The 17,652-nt window shown below is 59.8% G+C and carries 23 protein-coding genes; 13 read left to right on the top strand and 10 right to left on the bottom strand.

Features of this window, described 5'->3' with window-relative positions; translation table 11 throughout:
• Nucleotides 1–93: 93 nt before the first annotated feature.
• The 4 genes from mnmE to hemE form a co-directional block, all read right to left on the bottom strand.
• Nucleotides 94–1,386, bottom strand: coding sequence for a tRNA uridine-5-carboxymethylaminomethyl(34) synthesis GTPase MnmE (gene mnmE / locus ASE94_RS11765; protein ID WP_062630562.1), 1,293 nt, complete (start codon nucleotides 1,384–1,386; stop codon nucleotides 94–96).
• 7 nt (nucleotides 1,387–1,393) lie between these two features.
• Nucleotides 1,394–2,659, bottom strand: a complete 1,266-nt coding sequence (gene rho / locus ASE94_RS11760) for a transcription termination factor Rho (RefSeq protein WP_061908474.1) — start codon at nucleotides 2,657–2,659, stop codon at nucleotides 1,394–1,396.
• Nucleotides 2,660–2,905: 246 nt separating this feature from the next.
• On the bottom strand, nucleotides 2,906–3,331 hold the full coding sequence (hemJ, locus tag ASE94_RS11755; protein WP_062630561.1) for a protoporphyrinogen oxidase HemJ: 426 nt from the start codon (nucleotides 3,329–3,331) through the stop codon (nucleotides 2,906–2,908).
• Between the two features lie 8 nt (nucleotides 3,332–3,339).
• The gene (gene hemE / locus ASE94_RS11750; protein ID WP_062630560.1) at nucleotides 3,340–4,365 is read right to left on the bottom strand and encodes a uroporphyrinogen decarboxylase; all 1,026 of its coding nucleotides are present in this window, start codon (nucleotides 4,363–4,365) and stop codon (nucleotides 3,340–3,342) included.
• A gap of 445 nt (nucleotides 4,366–4,810) precedes the next feature.
• Here hemE and ASE94_RS11740 point away from each other — a divergent pair, with 445 nt between their 5' ends.
• Genes ASE94_RS11740 through dnaQ form a run of 4 tightly spaced genes read left to right on the top strand, consistent with a single transcriptional unit; the run spans nucleotide 4,811 to nucleotide 7,553 of the window.
• Nucleotides 4,811–5,422 carry a Maf family protein gene (locus ASE94_RS11740; protein WP_156352121.1) on the top strand — a complete coding sequence of 204 codons (612 nt, stop codon included), beginning with the start codon at nucleotides 4,811–4,813 and terminating at the stop codon, nucleotides 5,420–5,422.
• Entirely contained in the window at nucleotides 5,419–6,249 is an 831-nt protein-coding gene (locus ASE94_RS11735; RefSeq protein WP_062630558.1) for a shikimate dehydrogenase, read from the top strand. The genes ASE94_RS11740 and ASE94_RS11735 overlap by 4 nt, the downstream gene beginning before the upstream one ends.
• A complete protein-coding gene (gene coaE / locus ASE94_RS11730; RefSeq protein WP_062630557.1) occupies nucleotides 6,250–6,846 on the top strand; it encodes a dephospho-CoA kinase in 597 nt (198 codons plus the stop codon).
• The gene (dnaQ, locus tag ASE94_RS11725) at nucleotides 6,846–7,553 is read left to right on the top strand and encodes a DNA polymerase III subunit epsilon (RefSeq protein WP_062630695.1); all 708 of its coding nucleotides are present in this window, start codon (nucleotides 6,846–6,848) and stop codon (nucleotides 7,551–7,553) included. The genes coaE and dnaQ overlap by 1 nt, the downstream gene beginning before the upstream one ends.
• A 104-nt stretch (nucleotides 7,554–7,657) precedes the next feature.
• On the opposite strand, the gene secB is transcribed toward dnaQ, so the two are convergent.
• Together secB and ASE94_RS11715 are read right to left on the bottom strand one after the other, a co-directional pair.
• A complete protein-coding gene (gene secB, locus ASE94_RS11720; protein WP_061908480.1) occupies nucleotides 7,658–8,179 on the bottom strand; it encodes a protein-export chaperone SecB in 522 nt (173 codons plus the stop codon).
• Nucleotides 8,180–8,267: 88 nt separating this feature from the next.
• The gene (locus tag ASE94_RS11715) at nucleotides 8,268–8,729 is read right to left on the bottom strand and encodes an FxsA family protein (protein WP_162236085.1); all 462 of its coding nucleotides are present in this window, start codon (nucleotides 8,727–8,729) and stop codon (nucleotides 8,268–8,270) included.
• A 155-nt stretch (nucleotides 8,730–8,884) separates the two neighbouring features.
• On the opposite strand from ASE94_RS11715, the gene ASE94_RS11710 reads away from it, so the two are divergent.
• The 3 genes from ASE94_RS11710 to ASE94_RS11700 are packed head-to-tail and all read left to right on the top strand — an operon-like array spanning nucleotide 8,885 to nucleotide 10,584.
• On the top strand, nucleotides 8,885–9,610 hold the full coding sequence (locus ASE94_RS11710; RefSeq protein ID WP_061908482.1) for a Tim44/TimA family putative adaptor protein: 726 nt from the start codon (nucleotides 8,885–8,887) through the stop codon (nucleotides 9,608–9,610).
• Between the two features lie 24 nt (nucleotides 9,611–9,634).
• Nucleotides 9,635–10,219, top strand: coding sequence for a Smr/MutS family protein (locus ASE94_RS11705; protein ID WP_061908483.1), 585 nt, complete (start codon nucleotides 9,635–9,637; stop codon nucleotides 10,217–10,219).
• Nucleotides 10,216–10,584 carry a helix-turn-helix transcriptional regulator gene (locus ASE94_RS11700; protein WP_062630556.1) on the top strand — a complete coding sequence of 123 codons (369 nt, stop codon included), beginning with the start codon at nucleotides 10,216–10,218 and terminating at the stop codon, nucleotides 10,582–10,584. The genes ASE94_RS11705 and ASE94_RS11700 overlap by 4 nt, the downstream gene beginning before the upstream one ends.
• Before the next feature lie 84 nt (nucleotides 10,585–10,668).
• On the opposite strand, the gene hslU is transcribed toward ASE94_RS11700, so the two are convergent.
• The 4 genes from hslU to ASE94_RS11680 all read right to left on the bottom strand — a co-directional run bounded on the left by hslU (nucleotide 10,669) and on the right by ASE94_RS11680 (nucleotide 13,694).
• Nucleotides 10,669–11,979: an ATP-dependent protease ATPase subunit HslU gene (hslU, locus tag ASE94_RS11695; protein ID WP_062630555.1), complete on the bottom strand. Its 1,311-nt coding sequence runs from the start codon at nucleotides 11,977–11,979 to the stop codon at nucleotides 10,669–10,671.
• Between the two features lie 21 nt (nucleotides 11,980–12,000).
• Nucleotides 12,001–12,546 (bottom strand): N-acetyltransferase, encoded by a 546-nt coding sequence (locus tag ASE94_RS11690; RefSeq protein ID WP_280137175.1) that lies wholly within the window; start codon nucleotides 12,544–12,546, stop codon nucleotides 12,001–12,003.
• Nucleotides 12,518–13,072, bottom strand: a complete 555-nt coding sequence (gene hslV / locus ASE94_RS11685) for an ATP-dependent protease subunit HslV (RefSeq protein ID WP_061908487.1) — start codon at nucleotides 13,070–13,072, stop codon at nucleotides 12,518–12,520. The genes ASE94_RS11690 and hslV overlap by 29 nt, the downstream gene beginning before the upstream one ends.
• 64 nt (nucleotides 13,073–13,136) lie before the next feature.
• Nucleotides 13,137–13,694 (bottom strand): hypothetical protein, encoded by a 558-nt coding sequence (locus tag ASE94_RS11680; RefSeq protein WP_062630553.1) that lies wholly within the window; start codon nucleotides 13,692–13,694, stop codon nucleotides 13,137–13,139.
• Between the two features lie 69 nt (nucleotides 13,695–13,763).
• Between ASE94_RS11680 and hisB the strand changes: the two genes are divergently transcribed.
• The 6 genes from hisB (at nucleotide 13,764) to hisF (ending at nucleotide 17,606) form a co-directional block, all read left to right on the top strand.
• Nucleotides 13,764–14,351 carry an imidazoleglycerol-phosphate dehydratase HisB gene (gene hisB / locus ASE94_RS11675; RefSeq protein ID WP_156352120.1) on the top strand — a complete coding sequence of 196 codons (588 nt, stop codon included), beginning with the start codon at nucleotides 13,764–13,766 and terminating at the stop codon, nucleotides 14,349–14,351.
• 175 nt (nucleotides 14,352–14,526) lie between these two features.
• Nucleotides 14,527–14,880 (top strand): DUF2628 domain-containing protein, encoded by a 354-nt coding sequence (locus ASE94_RS11670; RefSeq protein WP_062630551.1) that lies wholly within the window; start codon nucleotides 14,527–14,529, stop codon nucleotides 14,878–14,880.
• Nucleotides 14,877–15,521, top strand: a complete 645-nt coding sequence (hisH, locus tag ASE94_RS11665) for an imidazole glycerol phosphate synthase subunit HisH (protein ID WP_062630550.1) — start codon at nucleotides 14,877–14,879, stop codon at nucleotides 15,519–15,521. The genes ASE94_RS11670 and hisH overlap by 4 nt, the downstream gene beginning before the upstream one ends.
• Before the next feature lie 138 nt (nucleotides 15,522–15,659).
• Nucleotides 15,660–16,388, top strand: a complete 729-nt coding sequence (hisA, locus tag ASE94_RS11660; RefSeq protein ID WP_062630549.1) for a 1-(5-phosphoribosyl)-5-[(5-phosphoribosylamino)methylideneamino]imidazole-4-carboxamide isomerase — start codon at nucleotides 15,660–15,662, stop codon at nucleotides 16,386–16,388.
• Entirely contained in the window at nucleotides 16,385–16,714 is a 330-nt protein-coding gene (locus ASE94_RS11655) for a hypothetical protein (protein ID WP_062630548.1), read from the top strand. Before hisA ends, ASE94_RS11655 begins: the two co-directional genes overlap by 4 nt.
• Before the next feature lie 91 nt (nucleotides 16,715–16,805).
• Nucleotides 16,806–17,606, top strand: coding sequence for an imidazole glycerol phosphate synthase subunit HisF (gene hisF, locus ASE94_RS11650; protein WP_062630694.1), 801 nt, complete (start codon nucleotides 16,806–16,808; stop codon nucleotides 17,604–17,606).
• Nucleotides 17,607–17,652: the final 46 nt, after the last annotated feature.

Below are 17,652 nucleotides of genomic sequence, written 5' to 3'. Positions count from 1 at the left end.
TGTCTTATCGACTTTTGGTGCTCTTGAGAACAGAAAGTGTTGTTTCACGTGAATCACTAAATGGTGGCACCCGCCGCAAATGTTTCACGTGAATCATTTTCCGATACAGAAGCTGGAAAACAAGCGATCTAGGACCTGCTCAGCATCGACCCGGCCAATAAGCCGCTCCAAGGCCTGTGACGCGTGTCGGAGAGATTCCGCAGCCAGCTCCCAGTCCGCCAGTCCAGCCCGGGTTTGAGCAAGAGCATCGATCGCGTTTTGTAGGCCAACGCGGTCTCGTTCATGGCTCACGAGCGCTGGTTCGCTACCTGCCAGCGTTCCGCCAATCTCGCTCAGACGCGTAATGAGCGCGTCCAAACCTAGGCTCGTCTCGGTCGAAACGGTCAGATCAAATCCTGTTCTATCATCAAGATCTGCCTTCGTGCCGATGGTAATGACTCGGGCCGATGTCGCTGGTTTTGTGGTATCGTCAACGTCCGGTGCCACAAGCCACAGCAGGATGTCGGCATCGGCAATTGCCCTCTCCGCCCGACGAATACCTTCAGCTTCTGCCTTGCTTGCGGTATCCCGCAAACCGGCTAGATCGAGCAGGATAAACAACTGTCCACCGATATCGAGTGGGACTTCGCGCACATCGCGCGTCGTGCCAGCCTCATCTGAGACAATGGCGACATCGGACTTTGAAAGAGCGTTGATGAGGCTGGATTTCCCAGCATTTGGCGCCCCAGCAAGCGCCACTCGAATGCCTTCGCGCACGATGCGTCCGCTGATGACGCTCGCCAGAGTAGCTTCAATCGAGTGTTTCAGCGCGGAAAGTTCAGACTGAAAACTTTCCGGTAGATCTTCGTCAACATCGCCTTCATCAGAGAAATCGAGGCGGGCTTCAATTTCAGCGCGAAGATTGAGCAAAGTCTCACGCCAGGCATCGACCGTCGCAGTTAGTCGGCCGTCATACCGCGCGAGGGCTTGTTGTCTCTGCTTTTCGGTTTCCGCACTAAGCAGATCGCCAAGACCTTCTATGGCCAATAGATCAAGCTTCCCGTTTTCAAATGCGCGGCGCGTGAATTCGCCCGGCTCGGCGAGTCGAAGACCGAAGTCATCAAGGGTGCGCAATATGGCCTTTACGCCGGCAGGAGATCCGTGGACCTGAAACTCCACACAGTCCTCGCCGGTAAAACTATTTGGCCCCGGAAACCAGGCAACGAGACCATGATCAAGCTGCCGATCAGCACCAATCTTGCGCAAGGCCAGCGTTCTTGGCTTGGGTAGATCGCCGGTCATAAAAAGCAGCGCCTCCCGAGCTTTTGGGCCCGAGAGGCGGATGACGGCAACGCCGGATGGCAGGGCGCCCGAAGACAGCGCCATGATCGTATCGCCGGCCAGCATTTTGAGATCAGGTATTCATCGAATCGAAGAAATCCGAATTGGTCTTGGTCTGGCGGACCTTGTCCATGAGGAATTCCATGGCGTCGATCGTGCCCATCGGATTGAGAATACGGCGGAGCACGTACATCTTCTTGAGAATGTCCGTCTCGACCAGCAGTTCTTCCTTACGCGTGCCCGACTTGGTGATGTCGAGCGCAGGGAAGATTCGCTTGTCCGCGACCTTGCGGTCGAGAATGATTTCCGAGTTACCGGTACCCTTGAATTCTTCGAAGATCACTTCGTCCATGCGCGAACCGGTATCGATCAGCGCCGTCGAGATGATTGTGAGGGAACCGCCGTCTTCAATATTCCGCGCCGCGCCAAAGAAGCGCTTCGGGCGCTGGAGGGCATTGGCGTCGACACCACCGGTGAGGACCTTGCCGGAGCTTGGCACCACTGTGTTGTAAGCCCGGCCGAGACGCGTGATCGAATCGAGCAGGATGACGACGTCACGTTTGTGTTCGACGAGACGCTTGGCCTTTTCGATCACCATTTCGGCGACCTGAACGTGACGAGATGCTGGCTCGTCAAAGGTCGAGGAAATGACTTCGCCGCGCACCGAGCGCTGCATATCGGTGACTTCTTCCGGACGCTCGTCAATCAAGAGCACGATGAGATAGCATTCGGGATGGTTGGTGGCAATCGATTGTGCAATATTTTGCAACAATACCGTCTTACCAGTACGCGGCGGCGCAACAATCAAAGCACGCTGGCCCTTACCGAGCGGTGCTACCAAATCCAGCAAGCGCGCAGAACGATCCTTCAACGTCGGATCGGGCATCTCCATGCGGAGGCGTTCTTCGGGATAGAGCGGGGTGAGATTGTCGAAGTTGACCTTGTGGCGAATGGCCTCTGGATCTTCGAAATTGATGGTGCTGACTTTAAGCAGCGCAAAGTAGCGCTCGCCTTCCTTGGGAGAGCGGATTTCGCCCTCGACCGTGTCGCCCGTTCGCAGACCAAAGCGACGAATTTGGCTCGGGCTGACATAGATGTCATCAGGGCCGGGAAGATAATTGGCATCGGGAGAGCGCAGGAAGCCAAAGCCGTCAGGCAAGACCTCGACCACACCTTCGCCGACAATGTCGATGTCCTGGGATGCCAATTCCTTGAGAATGGCGAACATCAACTCTTGCTTGCGCATGGTCGAAGCATTCTCGACTTCGAGTTCTTCGGCGAACGCCAGCAATTCGGCCGGGGATTTGGCCTTGAGCTCGCTGAGCTTGATATTCTGCATGGATGCGATGGACCCTTGGGGTAAATCGTAGAGGAGAGTTTTTATTTTGGGGGAGAGCACCGCGCGTTACCGGAATCGGCCGCGCCTTAGGAGGGATGCGTTGCGATCCATGTAGCGCGATCCAAAGCGGGTTTCAAGGTGGAACCCAAGCCGCAGCGAGAATTTTGCGGCATGGTGGATTCACGTGAAACGCCGCGCCGTCAACTATCGGAATGAGCCCGTGGCAAACGGTACGGCTTAAAAGCATCAGAACGGTTTGACGATGACCATGATGACAATGCCGATCATCAGCACGGTCGGCACTTCGTTGATGATCCTAAAATACTTCTGGGGCTTGACGTTTTCGTCGCGCGCAAAGCGTTTGACGTGGCCGGCGAGAATGCCATGGACACCGCTAAGGCCGATGACGAAAGCGGCCTTGAACCAAGGCCAGAGCGAACCCCAATCGACGCCGCCGAGATGGATCATGGTCAGGCCAAAGACCCAGGTGGCGATCATGGCGGGGTTAATGATCCCCTTGAGCAGCCGGCGCTCCATGACTTTGAACGTCTCGGATTGCGGCGTGCCCTTCTCCGTCACCGAATGATAGACGAACAGCCGCGGCAGGTAGAGCATGCCGGCCATCCAGGCGATGACCGAAATCACATGCAGCGCCTTTACCCATTCATACATGTCTGCACCTAGCCCTGCTTGACCAGTTCGACGAGCCGCGCCACATGGTCGATCGGCGTTTCCGGCACGATACCATGCCCGAGATTGAAGATATGCGGACGATCGGCATAGGCCTCTTTGATCTCGATCACGCGGCGCTCCATGGCGTCACCGCCGATGACGAGGCGCAGCGGGTCGAGATTGCCCTGAACCGGCAAATCCGCTGGCAGATGCTCGCGGGCAAAGTTGAGCGGCGTCGCATAGTCGAGCCCCAGCGCATTGACGCCAGTGGCATTGGCATAGCGCCGCAAATTACCGGCAGCGCCACGCGGAAAACCGATGATCGGTGCATTGGGCACGCGGGCCCGCACGCCTTCGACAATCCGTCGATTGGGCTCGATCACCTGGGTCGTAAACGCTGCATCGTCGAGGTTGAGCGCCCAGCTTTCGAAAAGCTGCACCACATCGGCGCCGGCCTTGAGCTGGGCAACGAGATAATCGACGCTTGTTTCAACCAGCACCTCCATGAGCTTGGCAAAGCTTTCCGGATGCTCGAGCGCAAACCGCCGCGCCACCCATTGATCGGGCGAGCCCCGGCCATTGAGCATATAGGTCGCCACGGTCCAGGGAGAGCCACAGAAGCCGATCAGGGTCTTTTCAGGAGCAAGGGCCGCCCGGAGGCGCTTCACCGTCTCCAGCACAGGCGCCAGATGCTCTAAAGCCCCACCGCGCTCCAGCCGATCGACACCGCTTGTGGTGAGCGGCTCAAGCATGGGGCCTTCACCCTGTTCAAAGCGAACCTTTTGCCCCAGCGCATCTGGAATGACGAGAATATCGGAAAAGAGGATCGCAGCATCGAGGTCGAAGCGGCGCAGCGGCTGCAGCGTCACCTCGGTGGCCAGTTCAGGATTGTAGCAGAGATCCAAAAAGCTGCCGGCCTTGGTGCGCGTCTCGCGATATTCCGGCAGATAGCGTCCTGCCTGTCGCATGATCCAGATCGGGGGTGTGTCCTGGCGTTCTCCGAGAACCGTTGCCAGCAATTTCTTCTTGGTCACCGCGCTTGCCCTTTCGTCCCTTTCAAAACCCAAAAGAGACTCTTTGTCTTCGTATCTTCTTCTTTATGGCGGTGTTTATCTGCAATTCATGGCGCTCCACAATCGCCGCATGTGGCGGCACTTGCGCGCAGCACGTCGTTAAGGGTCTGTTAATACCTGTGACGCTTCCCGCTCGCCGCACCCGTTAACGAAGTTTAAGAAGGCCTTAATCAGGCGACTCCCGAGTCAATGATTCGGATTCGCCTGTGGATGAGGGAGTCGATAATCCTCTCCGCGCAAATCCAGTTGTCCCCAATGATTCCCCCAGCCCCTCTCCGCCGACCTCGGAAAGGAATTGTTAACTTTTTAACGAACAGGTCGAACAAGTCTGCGGTCTGCGCAAAGTTACGAGTCATTCCCACAAATGCGGCTTGAGCTGGGGATGACAGTGTGGAAAACTTCTCCCATGTTGATCCTTGCTTCCTCCAGTCCGACGCGTAAGGCCTTGATGGAAAAGGCAGGTCTGCAGTTTTCCATTTCGCCTGCCACCATCGACGAACGTGCGCTCGAAGCGTCGGCTTTGGGCGATGGGGCCGATGCCCGCGACCTCGCTTCGCTGCTTGCGCGATCCAAGGCAGAGGCCGTCTCGGCACTCTATCCTGAAGCCTTTGTGATCGGCGCCGATCAAACTTTGGCGCTTGGGACCGAGCTCCTCCACAAGCCCATCGACATGGTTGACGCTGCGCGCCAGCTCGATCATCTCGCGGGCAAGACCCATCGCCTCCATGCAGCGGTTGCGCTCGTTCGTGGCGGCAATCTGATCTGGTCCGATATCGAAACCGCTGAATTGACCATGCGCGATTTCGACGCCGGCGAGCGCGACAGGATTTTGGGCGCGGAAGGCGAAGCGGCTTTGTCTTCGGTCGGTGGCTATCGGCTCGAGGGCCCGTCTATCCAACTGTTTGAAAAAGTGGTCGGCGACTATTTTACGATCCTTGGCCTGCCGCTCTTGCCGCTTCTCGGCGCATTGCGGGATTTCGCGCCTGAGCTTTTCTCCAAATCACCGGACCAGTTGTGACCCGCAAAGCCTTCGTCATCGGGCACCCCATCGCCCATTCGCGCTCGCCGCTTATCCATGGCACCTGGCTCGCGCAACACGGCATCGATGGCAGCTATGAAGCCATCGACATCGCGCCAGACGCCCTGCCCGCCTTTTTCGATCGGCTTCGGGGCGGTGAATTTGCCGGCGGCAATGTCACTATCCCCCATAAGGAAGCGGTGTTCGCGCTCTGCGACAGCGTCGATGATCTCGCCAAAACCATCGGTGCGGCAAACACGCTCGTCGTGCGCGATGGCAAATTGCACGGATATAATACCGACTATCTGGGATTCTTGGGCAATCTCGATGATAAGGCACCTGGCTGGGCTCAAGGCACAGGCGATGCCATCGTCATCGGCGCCGGGGGTGCTGCCCGCGCCATTCTCGTCGCCTTGCGCCAACGCGGGTCTGGCAAGGTGCACATTCTCAACCGCACCCTCGCCAATGCCGAGGCCCTGGTGGCTGATATCGACGGCCCATTCGAGGCTCAGGGTTTCGACGCTTTTCCTGAACTCGCCCCCTCGATCGGCCTTGTGGTCAATACCAGTTCCATAGGCCTTCACGGCACACGGTTCGATTGGCTTGATTTCGGCCTTCTGCCCAAATCCGCCTTGGTCACTGACATCGTCTACTCACCACTGGTCACGCCGCTCCTCGCCGACGCGCAGGCTGCCGGGCTGAAAACTGTCGATGGTCTTGGCATGCTGCTGCACCAAGCCGTGCCAGGCTTTGCCGATTGGTTCGGGATCCGCCCAACGGTGACGCCGGAACTTCGCGCCCGTATCGAAGCAACGCTGGACCATTAGATGTGGCGCCTCGGAATTACCGGCTCCATCGCCACCGGCAAATCGACGCTGCTCGATACCTTTGCCAAGGCCGGCGTGCCGGTCTTCTCAGCCGATCAGGCGGTGGCCGAGCTCTATGAAGGTGAAGCCGTCGGACCGGTCGATGCGCTTTTCCCAGGGGTCGCCAAGGACGGTCGGATTGATCGCCAAGAACTTGCCCGCCGCCTTGCCGTTGATCCCACGGGTTTCAAAAAACTCGAAGCCTTGGTGCATCCGTTGGTGCGCGAAAAGATCGCTGCTTTCCTCGATAAGGCGGAGCGCGCTGGAGAGCCGATAGCAGCGGTTGAAGTGCCCCTGCTTTTTGAAAGCGGCCACGATTATGGCTTCGACGCCATTGCCGTGACGGTTGTCGACCCAGACATTCAGAACGAGCGCATCATGGCCCGACCGGGTATGACCGTGGAAAAGCGCGATGCTATCCTTGCCCGCCAGCTCCCGCAGGATGAAAAGAAGAAGCGCGCCACCTATCTCTTCGATACGGCGCGCTCGCGCAAAATAATCGACGCGGAAGTCGCCGCATTGGTTGAAGCATTGAAGACAAGGGACCCAAAACAATGATCCGGGAAATCGTTCTCGATACCGAAACGACGGGTCTGTCCCATGCCGAAGGCGATCGTCTGGTCGAAATCGGCTGCGTCGAACTGATCAACCACATTCCTTCGGGAAAGACGTTTCACGTCTATATCAATCCTGAACGCGACATGCCCGAAGAGGCGTTTCGCGTGCATGGTTTGAGCCGCGAGTTCCTCTCCGACAAACCATTGTTCAAAACCGTCGCGGATGAGTTTCGTACTTTCGTCGATAGCGCGCGCCTCATCATTCACAACGCACCCTTCGATATGGGCTTTCTGAATGCCGAACTCGGCTGGGCCGGGCTCAGCAAGCTCGACAACGAAGTCATCGACACCGTTATTCTCGCGCGCAAAAAGCACCCGGGCGCCCGCGTCAGCCTCGACTCCCTCTGCAAGCACTATGGCATCGACAATTCGCGCCGCACGCTGCACGGCGCGCTGCTCGACAGTGAAATTCTTGCCGAAGTCTATCTCGAGCTGATCGGCGGCAAGCAGGTCAGCCTCGCGCTCATTGCCGAGGCCGAAAGCGACGGTAGCGAGAGCCTTCTTACCCGTGTTGCGGCCCGTCCGCGCCCTATGCCCCTCCCCTCGCGTATTTCCTTCGCCGAAGCCGAGGCCCACGACGCCTTCATCGCCAAGATGGGCGAAACGGCGATCTGGGCCCAATACGCCGAGGTCGAAGCGGCGGAATAGTTTTTGGTCCTTTCTCACCCAGTCTGGGTGAGACGCCAGCTACAAAACTAAAAAACCCCAGCTCGCGCCGGGGTCCTTCACATTCAAAATCAAAAATCCAAAAATCAGTTGGGCAGGTCGCTGGCTGGAGCGGCGGCGGCGCCGCCTTCGGCCTGCTGCTTGGCTGCGAGCTGGGCAAGGTTCTGGCGATAGATGGCCATGAAGTCGACCGGCTCCATCATCAGCGGCGGGAAGCCGCCCTGCTGGGTAACGTTGGCGAGCACCTGGCGGGCAAACGGGAAGATCAGACGGGGGCATTCAACCATCAGCAGCGTCGAGATCTGCGCTTCCGGAATATTGCGCAGGCGGAAAACGCCGCCATAGACCAGCTCGACGTTGAAGAGGAGCGTCTCTTCGCGGTTGGCCTTGGCCTTGAGGTTGAGCTCGACCGCATAGAGATCGTCTGACTGCTTCTTGACGCCGACCGAGATCGAAACGTTGAAAGCCGGGTTGCCGCCACCGGCCATGATGGTGCCGGGCGCGCCTGGATTTTCGAAAGAAAGATCGCGGACATACTGGCCCACAAGATTCATGCTGGGCGCGTTGCCGGGCTGCGGCGCTGCCGCGCCCTGGTTTTCGTCGGCCATAATTGGTCCCTTTGTGTTTGGACGTTTTCTTGCCCGGCTGGCTAGCATCTTTGCCGATATCGGACAAGCAAAGAGGCTGACTCAGCTTCTATTTGCGCTGCCAGTCATCGTCGTCGAGGTCGATCGTCTGGCTCCCTTTGAGATGGGGCGGTTCGGCATCGTTCGCATGGCGATAGGATGTTGTTGTCGTCTGCACGACGGTCATGTTGCGCGTCAGTGTCTTATAGAGCCAATGACGAACCGGCGGCACCATCAGCACGAGGGCAATCGCATCGCCCAGAAATCCGGGAATGATCAGCAAAACCGCGGCGACAGCGAGCACCATGCCGTCGAACAGCGCTTGTCCCGGCAGTGTGCCGGTCTGCATGTTGCTGCGCATCCGGTTGAGGACGCTGAGGCCCTGCTGGCGGAGCACCGCGATGCCGAGAACAACGGCGAGGACGACGAGGCCCAGCGTCGGCATGACGCCAATGGTGCGGCCAACCAGAATGAAGAGCGCGATTTCGATCAGGGGCAGAAGTAGAAACAGAATGGGAATGAAGCGGAGCACCCGGGTCATCCTTTGTTTAGGGGCGCGGCAAATCGCGCCGCCGTGAGTGAACTGGTTTTGAGCGAAAGCTTTTCCTATATATAGGATCAACACGCGCGCTCGGCGAGCGCCCAACGGCGTCTTTAGGCACGCCCAGCTATCAGGTGCACCGACATATGGACGAGTTTCTCGATCTGCCCACCCTCATCGCCATTGTGGTCGCGGTCTTCGTGCTGTTCCGCCTCCGCTCTGTCCTGGGAACGCGGACGGGCAATGAGCGCCCGCCGATCGACCGCAGCCGCTCGACGCCGGCCGAAAAGAAAGCCGCTGCCGCCGATGATGGCGTCGTGCCGCAGCGCCCGCGCCCGGCTGATGGCCCCAACCTTGACGACGAGCGCCGCACGCGCAAACTCGAAGCCGAGATCGAGCAGGCCGCGGCCGGCAATGCCGAATTGGCCGCTGGCCTTCGCGCTGTCGCCGAGGCGGATACCGGATTCACGCCAAAATCCTTCCTCGAAGGCGCCAAGCAGGCTTACGAGATGATCGTCACCGGTTTTGCCGAAGGCGACCGCACGACGCTCAAGAACCTTTTGGAAAAAGACGTCTATGAAAGCTTTGCCCGCGCGATTTCCGATCGCGAAGCGGCTGGCCATAAGAACGAGTTCACCTTTGTGGGCCTCCCCAAGGTTGCCATCGTCCAGGCGGAATACGACAAGAAGAATGTCCTCGTGACGGTCGATTTCCACGCCGAAGTGGTTTCGGCAATTCGCGACAAGGACGGCAATCTCGTCGAAGGCAATGCCGACCAGGTGCAGACCATCGCCGACGAGTGGACCTTTGCGCGCAATCCCAAATCGCGCGATCCGAACTGGAAAGTCGTCACCACGAGCCAGCTCGACTGATCAAGCTTCCGGCAGGCGTCAAAAATGTCCAAGCGCGACTCCAAGCGCCTGCCGCACGATTTCCATCTCTGGACCTCCGTGTCCGAGACGGTTGAGCCCCTGCGTCGCAACGGGCTTTTGAAATTTGGGTCCAAGCCTGCCTTGCCCATTCCCGAGCCCGAACCGACGCCGGCGATCAAGGCGCCCCCCCGCATGGGCACCCCCAAAAAGCCTTTCCTGCCGGCCTATCAAGCGCCTTTGCCCGCCGCCAAAGTGGTCGACAAGAATGTCGATCCAGCCATCCATAAAAAGGTCCGCCGCGGCCGTATCGAAATCGATGGCACGATAGACCTTCACGGCATGACCCAGGTCGTCGCGCGTGAAACTCTGCGCCGCTTTATCGGCGCCCGCGCTGCTCGGGGTGACCGGACCCTGCTCGTCATCACCGGCAAGGGCGCCAAGACCGAAAACGACTATATTGCTGCCATGACCGAACGCGGCATTCTGCGCACTATGCTGCCGATCTGGCTTTCCGAACCGGGTCTCTCGCACATGATTTCCGGCTGGAGCCTTGCCGCCCGCGGCCATGGTGGGGAGGGCGCATGGTATGTGCGCCTGCGTCGGCCATGACCCCGCTTGGCGCCAAACTGCGCGCGCTGCGCGAAGCGCGCGGCATATCGCTCAAGGAAATGGCTGCGGCGCTCAATGTCTCGAGCGCCTATCTCTCGGCGCTGGAACATGGCAAGCGCGGCACGCCCACAAGCTTTCTGCTCCACCGAATGATCGCCTATTTCAACGTGATCTGGGACGAGGCCGAAGAACTCCAGCGCCTCTCGGAAATTTCCGACCCCAAGGTGACGATCGACACAGGCGGGCTTTCCCCCGAGGCGACCGAACTGGCCAATCGGCTGCGGGACAATATCGATCGCCTCGACCCCGAAGACCTCAAGTTCTTGCGCGATGAACTGGTGAAGCGATCTGGCAAGAAGCGGTAGGCCTGCGATGCCCCCTACGCCACTGACGCAGCACCTCCCCGTCCAGGGGAGGGTGCCGCATCGAGAGTGTGGTAGCTCTGGTCCCTAAAGCACGAACTTGCTCAGGTCCGTATCGCCAGCCAACACACCCACCTTCTCGCGCACAAAGGCTGCATTGATCTCAATGGCCTGTCCGGCCTTATCCGGCGCATCGAAGGAAATCTCTTCGACCAGCCGTTCCATGACCGTCTGCAGACGACGGGCGCCAATATTCTCGACCGAGGAATTGACCTTGACCGCCGCATCCGCAATCGCCTCGATCGCGTCGGTGGTGAACGTCAGCGTCACGCCTTCGGTGCCGAGCAACGCCACATATTGGCGCACGAGGCTCGCCTCGGTATCGTTGAGGATACGAATGAAATCCTCGCGCGTCAGGGCTTTCAGCTCCACCCGGATCGGCAGACGACCCTGAAGCTCAGGCAAGAGATCGCTGGGCTTCGAGACATGGAAGGCGCCGGAAGCGATGAAGAGGACATGGTCCGTCTTGACCGGCCCATATTTCGTCGCGACCGTCGTGCCTTCAATCAAGGGTAGCAGATCGCGCTGCACGCCTTCGCGCGATGGACCGCCCTGCACGCCGCCTTCGCGTTGCGCCACCTTGTCGATCTCGTCGATGAAGACGATGCCGTGGTTTTCCACGAGCTCGATGGCTTCGGTCTTGAGCTGTTCCTGATCGAGCAGCTTGTCGGCTTCTTCGGCGATCAGCGGCTCATAGGCGTCCTTCACCTTGACCTTGCGCTTCACCCCGCGGCCGCCCATGGCCGATTTGAACATGTCGCTGAGATTGATCATGCCGATGCCGCCATTGGGCATGCCCGGCATTTCGAACCCACCCGTATTGGGCGCGGGCTGCATTTCGATCTCGATTTCCTTGTCGTCGAGCTCGTTGTTGCGGAGCTTCAAGCGGAACGAGTCGCGGGTCGAGGGCGTCGCCGACGTCCCGACCAAAGCGTCGAGCACGCGCTCTTCGGCATTATGGTGGGCTTGCGCCTGCACATCGCGGCGGCGCTTGTCGCGGAGAACGGTGATCCCCGCTTCGACGAGATCGCGAATGATCTGTTCGACATCGCGGCCCACATAGCCGACTTCGGTGAACTTGGTGGCTTCCACCTTGACGAACGGCGCCTGCGCAAGCCGCGCCAGACGGCGCGAAATCTCGGTCTTGCCGACGCCGGTCGGCCCGATCATCAGGATATTTTTTGGCGTGACCTCGCGGCGCAATTCGGGCGGCAACTGCTGCCGGCGCCAGCGATTCCTCAGCGCCACGGCCACCGCGCGCTTGGCATCATGCTGGCCGACAATATTGCGGTCGAGCTCGGAAACGATCTCGCGCGGCGAAAAATTGGTCTCTGTCATTTTGTTACTTTCCACAGTGCCTTACTGTTGGGCCGCGTCGCGGTCCAGGAAGCGCACCATCAGGTGTTCGTCGAGATATCGACCGTTCACGTAGAGATAGCGGGGCTCCGTGCCATAGACCTCAAAGCCCAGCTTTTTATAAAGCCGGATCGCCGGCTCGTTTTCCGACCAGACGCCTAAGTGCACCTGGATAACCTTGCCGCGTGCATGCTCGATCAGATGCTCGCACAGCGCCTTGGACGCGCCTGTGCCGCGAAACTCAGGCCGCACATAGACCTGCAGCATCCAGCCACGGTGCCGATCCTTGCTGCCTTCGTTTTGCAGGAACGCATTGATCCCGGCGAGCAAACCATCCGGCGTGAAGGCGCCGAAAACGGTCAACGCTTCCAGCATATTGCCGATTTCGGCATGACTCTTTTCAGCGAAGGCTTCGGCTGAAGACAAAAACGCCTCAGGGTGGTTGGCAAGACCTTCGAGCCTTATCGCGCGATAGGCTGCCACGTCCCCTGCTCCGAGCCGCCGGATCGAAAAGCTCACATCAGGTCTCGATCGTTTCGAGCGTGACATTGCCATTGGTATAGACGCAGATTTCCTCTGCGATCTTCATGGCCCGGCGGGCGATGTCTTCGGCATCGAGCTCGGTCGCCTGATGCAAAGCGAGCGCCGCCGAATGAGCATAATTGCCGCCCGAGCCGATAGCGATAACGCCATGGTCTGGCGTCAGCACATCGCCATTGCCCGTCAGCACCAGCGTGTCAGTCTTGTCGGCCACGATCATCATGGCTTCAAGCTTGCGCAGATAGCGATCGGTCCGCCAGTCCTTGGCGAGCTCGACGGCCGCGCGCATCAACTGATCTGGATATTGCTCGAGCTTGGCTTCGAGCCGCTCGAAGAGGGTAAAGGCATCAGCGGTCGAACCGGCAAAGCCGCCGATCACCTTGCCGCCGGCAAGGCGCCGCACTTTTTTCGCGCCATGTTTCATCACGGTCTGGCCCATGGACACCTGGCCATCGCCAGCCACCACGACCTTGTTGCCCTTGCGCACGGAAACGATGGTTGTCCCGTGCCACCCGGGAGAAGTGTTGTCGCTCATTTGGGGAGGTACTCCGAACTGTTGAGTACTATTTAGGAGCGCGCCGCGTGATTGCAATGCGTGGCTACATCGCGCGCGCCACGGACTCCGCGAGAGCAACGGTCGTCTTTTTAGGGAGGCCATAGGTCTCGATGGTCACCGTGTCGTCCTTGTTGATGAAGGTGAGAACATAGAGCTGATCCGGATTGGGCTCAGTCGTCACATCGACCAGATATCCGGCCTGCCACGGCCCCTCGATGGTCGCCACATTGGCCGCGGTCAGCTCTTCGAATTTGTAGCCTTGGTGCTGCTTGAAATAGTCGAGCGGTGTGCCCCCGACGATGTTCTGGCTTACCGCCGTAATCGAATGGACGCGAACCCCATCGCCTTCGCCACCGCGCCAGCTGCAAAGCGACACCCCGGTGCCTGCGCCATTTTCTTCGCGCAGTTCCGGTTCCTGGCCCAGGGTCTCTGTGAGCAGATCCTTGTCGAGCAGCGTGCAGGCGTCGCGCGTCGATTGTCCCTGTGCCGGGAGCGGCGCAAGAACCAAAAGACCGAGGGCGAAAACCGGGGCAAAGCGCATCGACAAATCCTTCAAGCTGAAAACCTTGCGCCAGCCTGCATCCAAATGTGGAACGGCCATGGCACAGCACGCCATCTTTATGCCTGCGCGCCTATCTGCTAATGAGCCGCGACCATCGGAGAGACGCCCATGCGCACCGCCACCATTGCTCGCAAGACCAACGAGACCGAGATTTCGGCCTCGATCAATCTGGATGGCGCTGGCACGCATAAAATGGCGACCGGCGTTGGTTTCTTCGATCACATGCTGGACCAGCTCTCGCGCCACTCGCTGATCGACATGGACGTCGCCTGCACGGGCGATCTCCATATCGATTTTCACCACACGGTGGAGGATGTCGGTATCGCGCTCGGCCAAGCCATCGCAAAAGCCATCGGCGATAAGAAGGGCATCCGCCGCTATGCCTCGTGCGACCTGCCCATGGACGGCACGCTGACCCGCGCCGCGCTCGATGTCTCCGGCCGCCCCTTCCTCGTCTTCAAGGCCGAATTCAATCGCGACAAGATCGGCGACATCGACACCGAGCTGTTCCGCGAGTTCTTCCAGGCTTTCGCCATCAATGCGGGCATCACGCTCCACATCGAAAATTTCTACTTCGACAACAACCATCATCTGGCCGAGTCGATGTTCAAGGCGGTGGCGCGCGCCTTGCGCGATGCGCTCGAGATCGACCCCCGTCAGGCTGACCGCGTGCCGAGCACCAAGGGCACGCTTTAGTCGTCCGCTGCACCTACGACTATCGTCACTACCCGGCTCGTCCGGGTAGTCCACTCTTGAGGCTGGCTGGATTGCCCGGACAAGCCGGGCAATGACGACCGTCGAAATAGCGCGGTCCCTTCCCCCATCGTGCATTTTACACTAAGTGGACCCTATTCCGTCCTGGGAGTACCCCGTGACCCTTTTCGCCCTCTACCGATCCCCCGACGCAACGGCCCTTCCCGCGGCCGTCGCCGAGCGTTTTTCGTGGTTCGCGGCGCTCCTGCCTCCCGTTCATGCGCTCGTCCATCGGCTCTGGGATCAGCTTGGGCTTTTCGTCATCAGTGCCGGCCTCGTCGTGCTCGCCGGTCGCTTCCTCGGCAGCGAAACCGCGTTCTGGCTTTACCTGCTCTTTGCCGTGGCATTCGGTGTTGCTGCGCCAGGCGCCCGACGTCGCGCGCTTGAGCGCCGCGAATTTAAAGAAGCGGGTCACCGCTTCGCCGGCGATGCCGATCTCGCGCGCCTGGCCGTTCTGGAGCCTCGCTCATGAGCATTGTTACGATCATCGATTATGGCGCGGGCAATCTCCGCTCCGCCGCCAATGCCTTCGAGCGTGTCGCTGCTGAACGCGGCGATGGCACCGACATCATCGTCACCGCCGACCCCGATCTCGTGCGTCGCGCTGACCGCATCATGCTCCCCGGCGTCGGCGCCTTCGCCGATTGCAAGGCGGGCCTCGATGCCGTCCCCGGCATGACCGAAGTTTTAGACGAACGCGTCATCCGAGGCACGACGCCCTTCCTCGGCGTCTGCGTCGGCATGCAGCTGCTTGCCAGCGAAGGCCGCGAAAAAACCATCACCCAGGGCCTCGGCTGGATCCCCGGTGCCGTCGAAAAGATCACCCCGTCCGATCCGGCTTTAAAGATCCCGCATATGGGCTGGAACACCATTTCGGTGCTCAATCCCCACGCCCTTCTCGCCGGCATCCCCGATGGGCTCCACGCCTATTTCGTCCACTCCTACCATTTCCATACGAGTGACCCGACGCACCTCATCGCCACGACCGATTATGGTGGCGCGGTGACGGCTTGCATCGGCCGCGACAATATTTTTGGGACGCAGTTTCACCCGGAGAAAAGCCAGGCGCTGGGACTGAAGCTGATCGAGAATTTCCTGAGCTGGGCGCCGTGAGGCACCCCAACCTAACCTCCCCCTGAAGGGGGAGAGACGCGTTCGAGTTTGAGGCACGATCGTGCCAAAGCCAAAGTCCCTGCCCCTCCCCCCCTCAGGGGGAGGCCGGGTGGGGGTTCTGCCAAAGGGCAAAAGACCATGATCCTCTTCCCCGCCATCGACCTCAAAGACGGCCAGTGCGTGCGCCTGAAACTCGGCGACATGAATCAGGCGACCGTCTTCAACGACGATCCCGCCGCCCAGGCCAAGAGTTTCGAAGACCAGGGCTTTGAATATCTGCACGTCGTCGATCTCAACGGCGCCTTTGCCGGCGAGAGCGTCAATGGCGCGGCGGTGGAGAGCATCCTCAAAGCTGTCAACTTCCCTGTCCAGCTCGGCGGTGGCATTCGCACGCTCGATCATATCGAAGCCTGGCTCGACAAGGGTCTCGCCCGCGTCATTCTCGGCACCGTCGCCGTGCGCGATCCGGAGCTGGTGAAAGAAGCCGCCGAAAAATGGCCCGGCCAGGTCGCCGTCGGCACCGATGCCAAGGGCGGCATGGTGGCGGTGGAAGGTTGGGCGGAAACCTCCGAGCTGTCCATCGTGGAACTCGCCAAGCGCTTCGAAGGCGCTGGCGTCGCCGCCATCATCTATACCGACATTGACCGCGACGGCATTCTGGCTGGCATCAACTGGGACTCGACCCTCGACCTCGCCCGCTCGACCTCCATCCCCGTCATTGCCTCGGGTGGCCTTGCTTCCATGGACGATATCGAGCGCATGACCCGCCCGGAATACCAAGTCCTTGAAGGGGCTATTTCCGGCCGTGCCCTCTATGATGGCCGAATTGATTCACGTGAAGCACTCGCCAAGTTGAGGGCTGCATGAGCGAGATCCAGCCGCCCCGCTTTCCGTGGCTGCGCTATATCCTGGTGCTGATCGTCATTCTGCTGATTGCGCTCGGCCCGGTGATCTCGGTCATCATTTCGAGCAGCATTGCCAGCGCCAATGGCTGCAACCTCAATGAGGGCGGGGTTAATGTCTGCATGGTTGGCGGCACCGATATGGGCGACATGCTTTATACGATGTTCGTCATGGGCTGGTTCGGCCTTCTCACCCTGCCGCTCGGCTTCGGCGCCGTGATCGTCTGGATCGTCATCGTCACTACCCACCGCATCGCCTGGGGGCGACGCCAAAAGGGCATTCAGCCATGAGCCTTAAAACACGGATCATTCCCTGTCTCGACGTGGCCTGCCCGCGCCGCCCGCAGCGCAGCGAGGACGCGCACAAGAAAGGATGCCGCCGGTGAGCCTCAAGACCCGCATCATTCCCTGTCTCGACGTGGCTGGCGGCCGTGTCGTCAAGGGCGTCAATTTCGTTGATCTCATCGATGCCGGCGATCCAGTCGAGGCTGCCATGGCTTATGACGCGGCTGGCGCCGATGAATTGACCTTCCTCGATATCACCGCGAGCCACGAAGGCCGCGACACGATTTTTGACGTCGTCGCCCGCACCGCCGAACACTGCTTCATGCCGGTCACGGTCGGCGGTGGGGTTCGCTCGATCGAAGACATCCGCAAGCTGCTCCTCGCCGGTGCCGATAAGGTCGCGATCAATTCCGCTGCCGTCAGCGATCCCGAATTTATCTCCCGGGCGGCCGATAAATTCGGCAATCAGTGCATCGTGGTTTCGGTCGATGCCAAGCAGCGGCTCGCTGCGCGCGTCGGCGGCGACAATCGCTCTGAGTGGGAAATCTACACCCATGGCGGCCGCAAGCCGACCGGCATCGACGCGGTGGAGTTCGCCGCCAAAATGGTCGATCGTGGCGCAGGCGAATTGCTCGTCACGTCCATGGACCGCGACGGCACCAAGTCCGGTTTCGATCTCAAATTGACCCGGATGATCGCAGACGAAGTCGAAGTCCCCGTGATCGCTTCGGGCGGTGTCGGCAAGCTCCAGGACTTGGTCGACGGCGTCATCGAAGGCCATGCGAGCGCCGTCCTTGCCGCGTCCATCTTCCACTTCGGCACTTTTACGATTCCTGAGGCCAAGCGCTATATGGTCGAGCATGGGATTGCCATGAGAATGGATCCCGCTTCGGCTTGAGACTCAAAACTGAAACCAACCCAGATTGTCACCCCGGCGAAGGCCG

This window comes from Devosia sp. Leaf64 (assembly GCF_001421945.1).
Lineage (GTDB): Bacteria > Pseudomonadota > Alphaproteobacteria > Rhizobiales > Devosiaceae > Devosia.
This window is presented reverse-complemented; position numbering and strand designations above follow the sequence as displayed.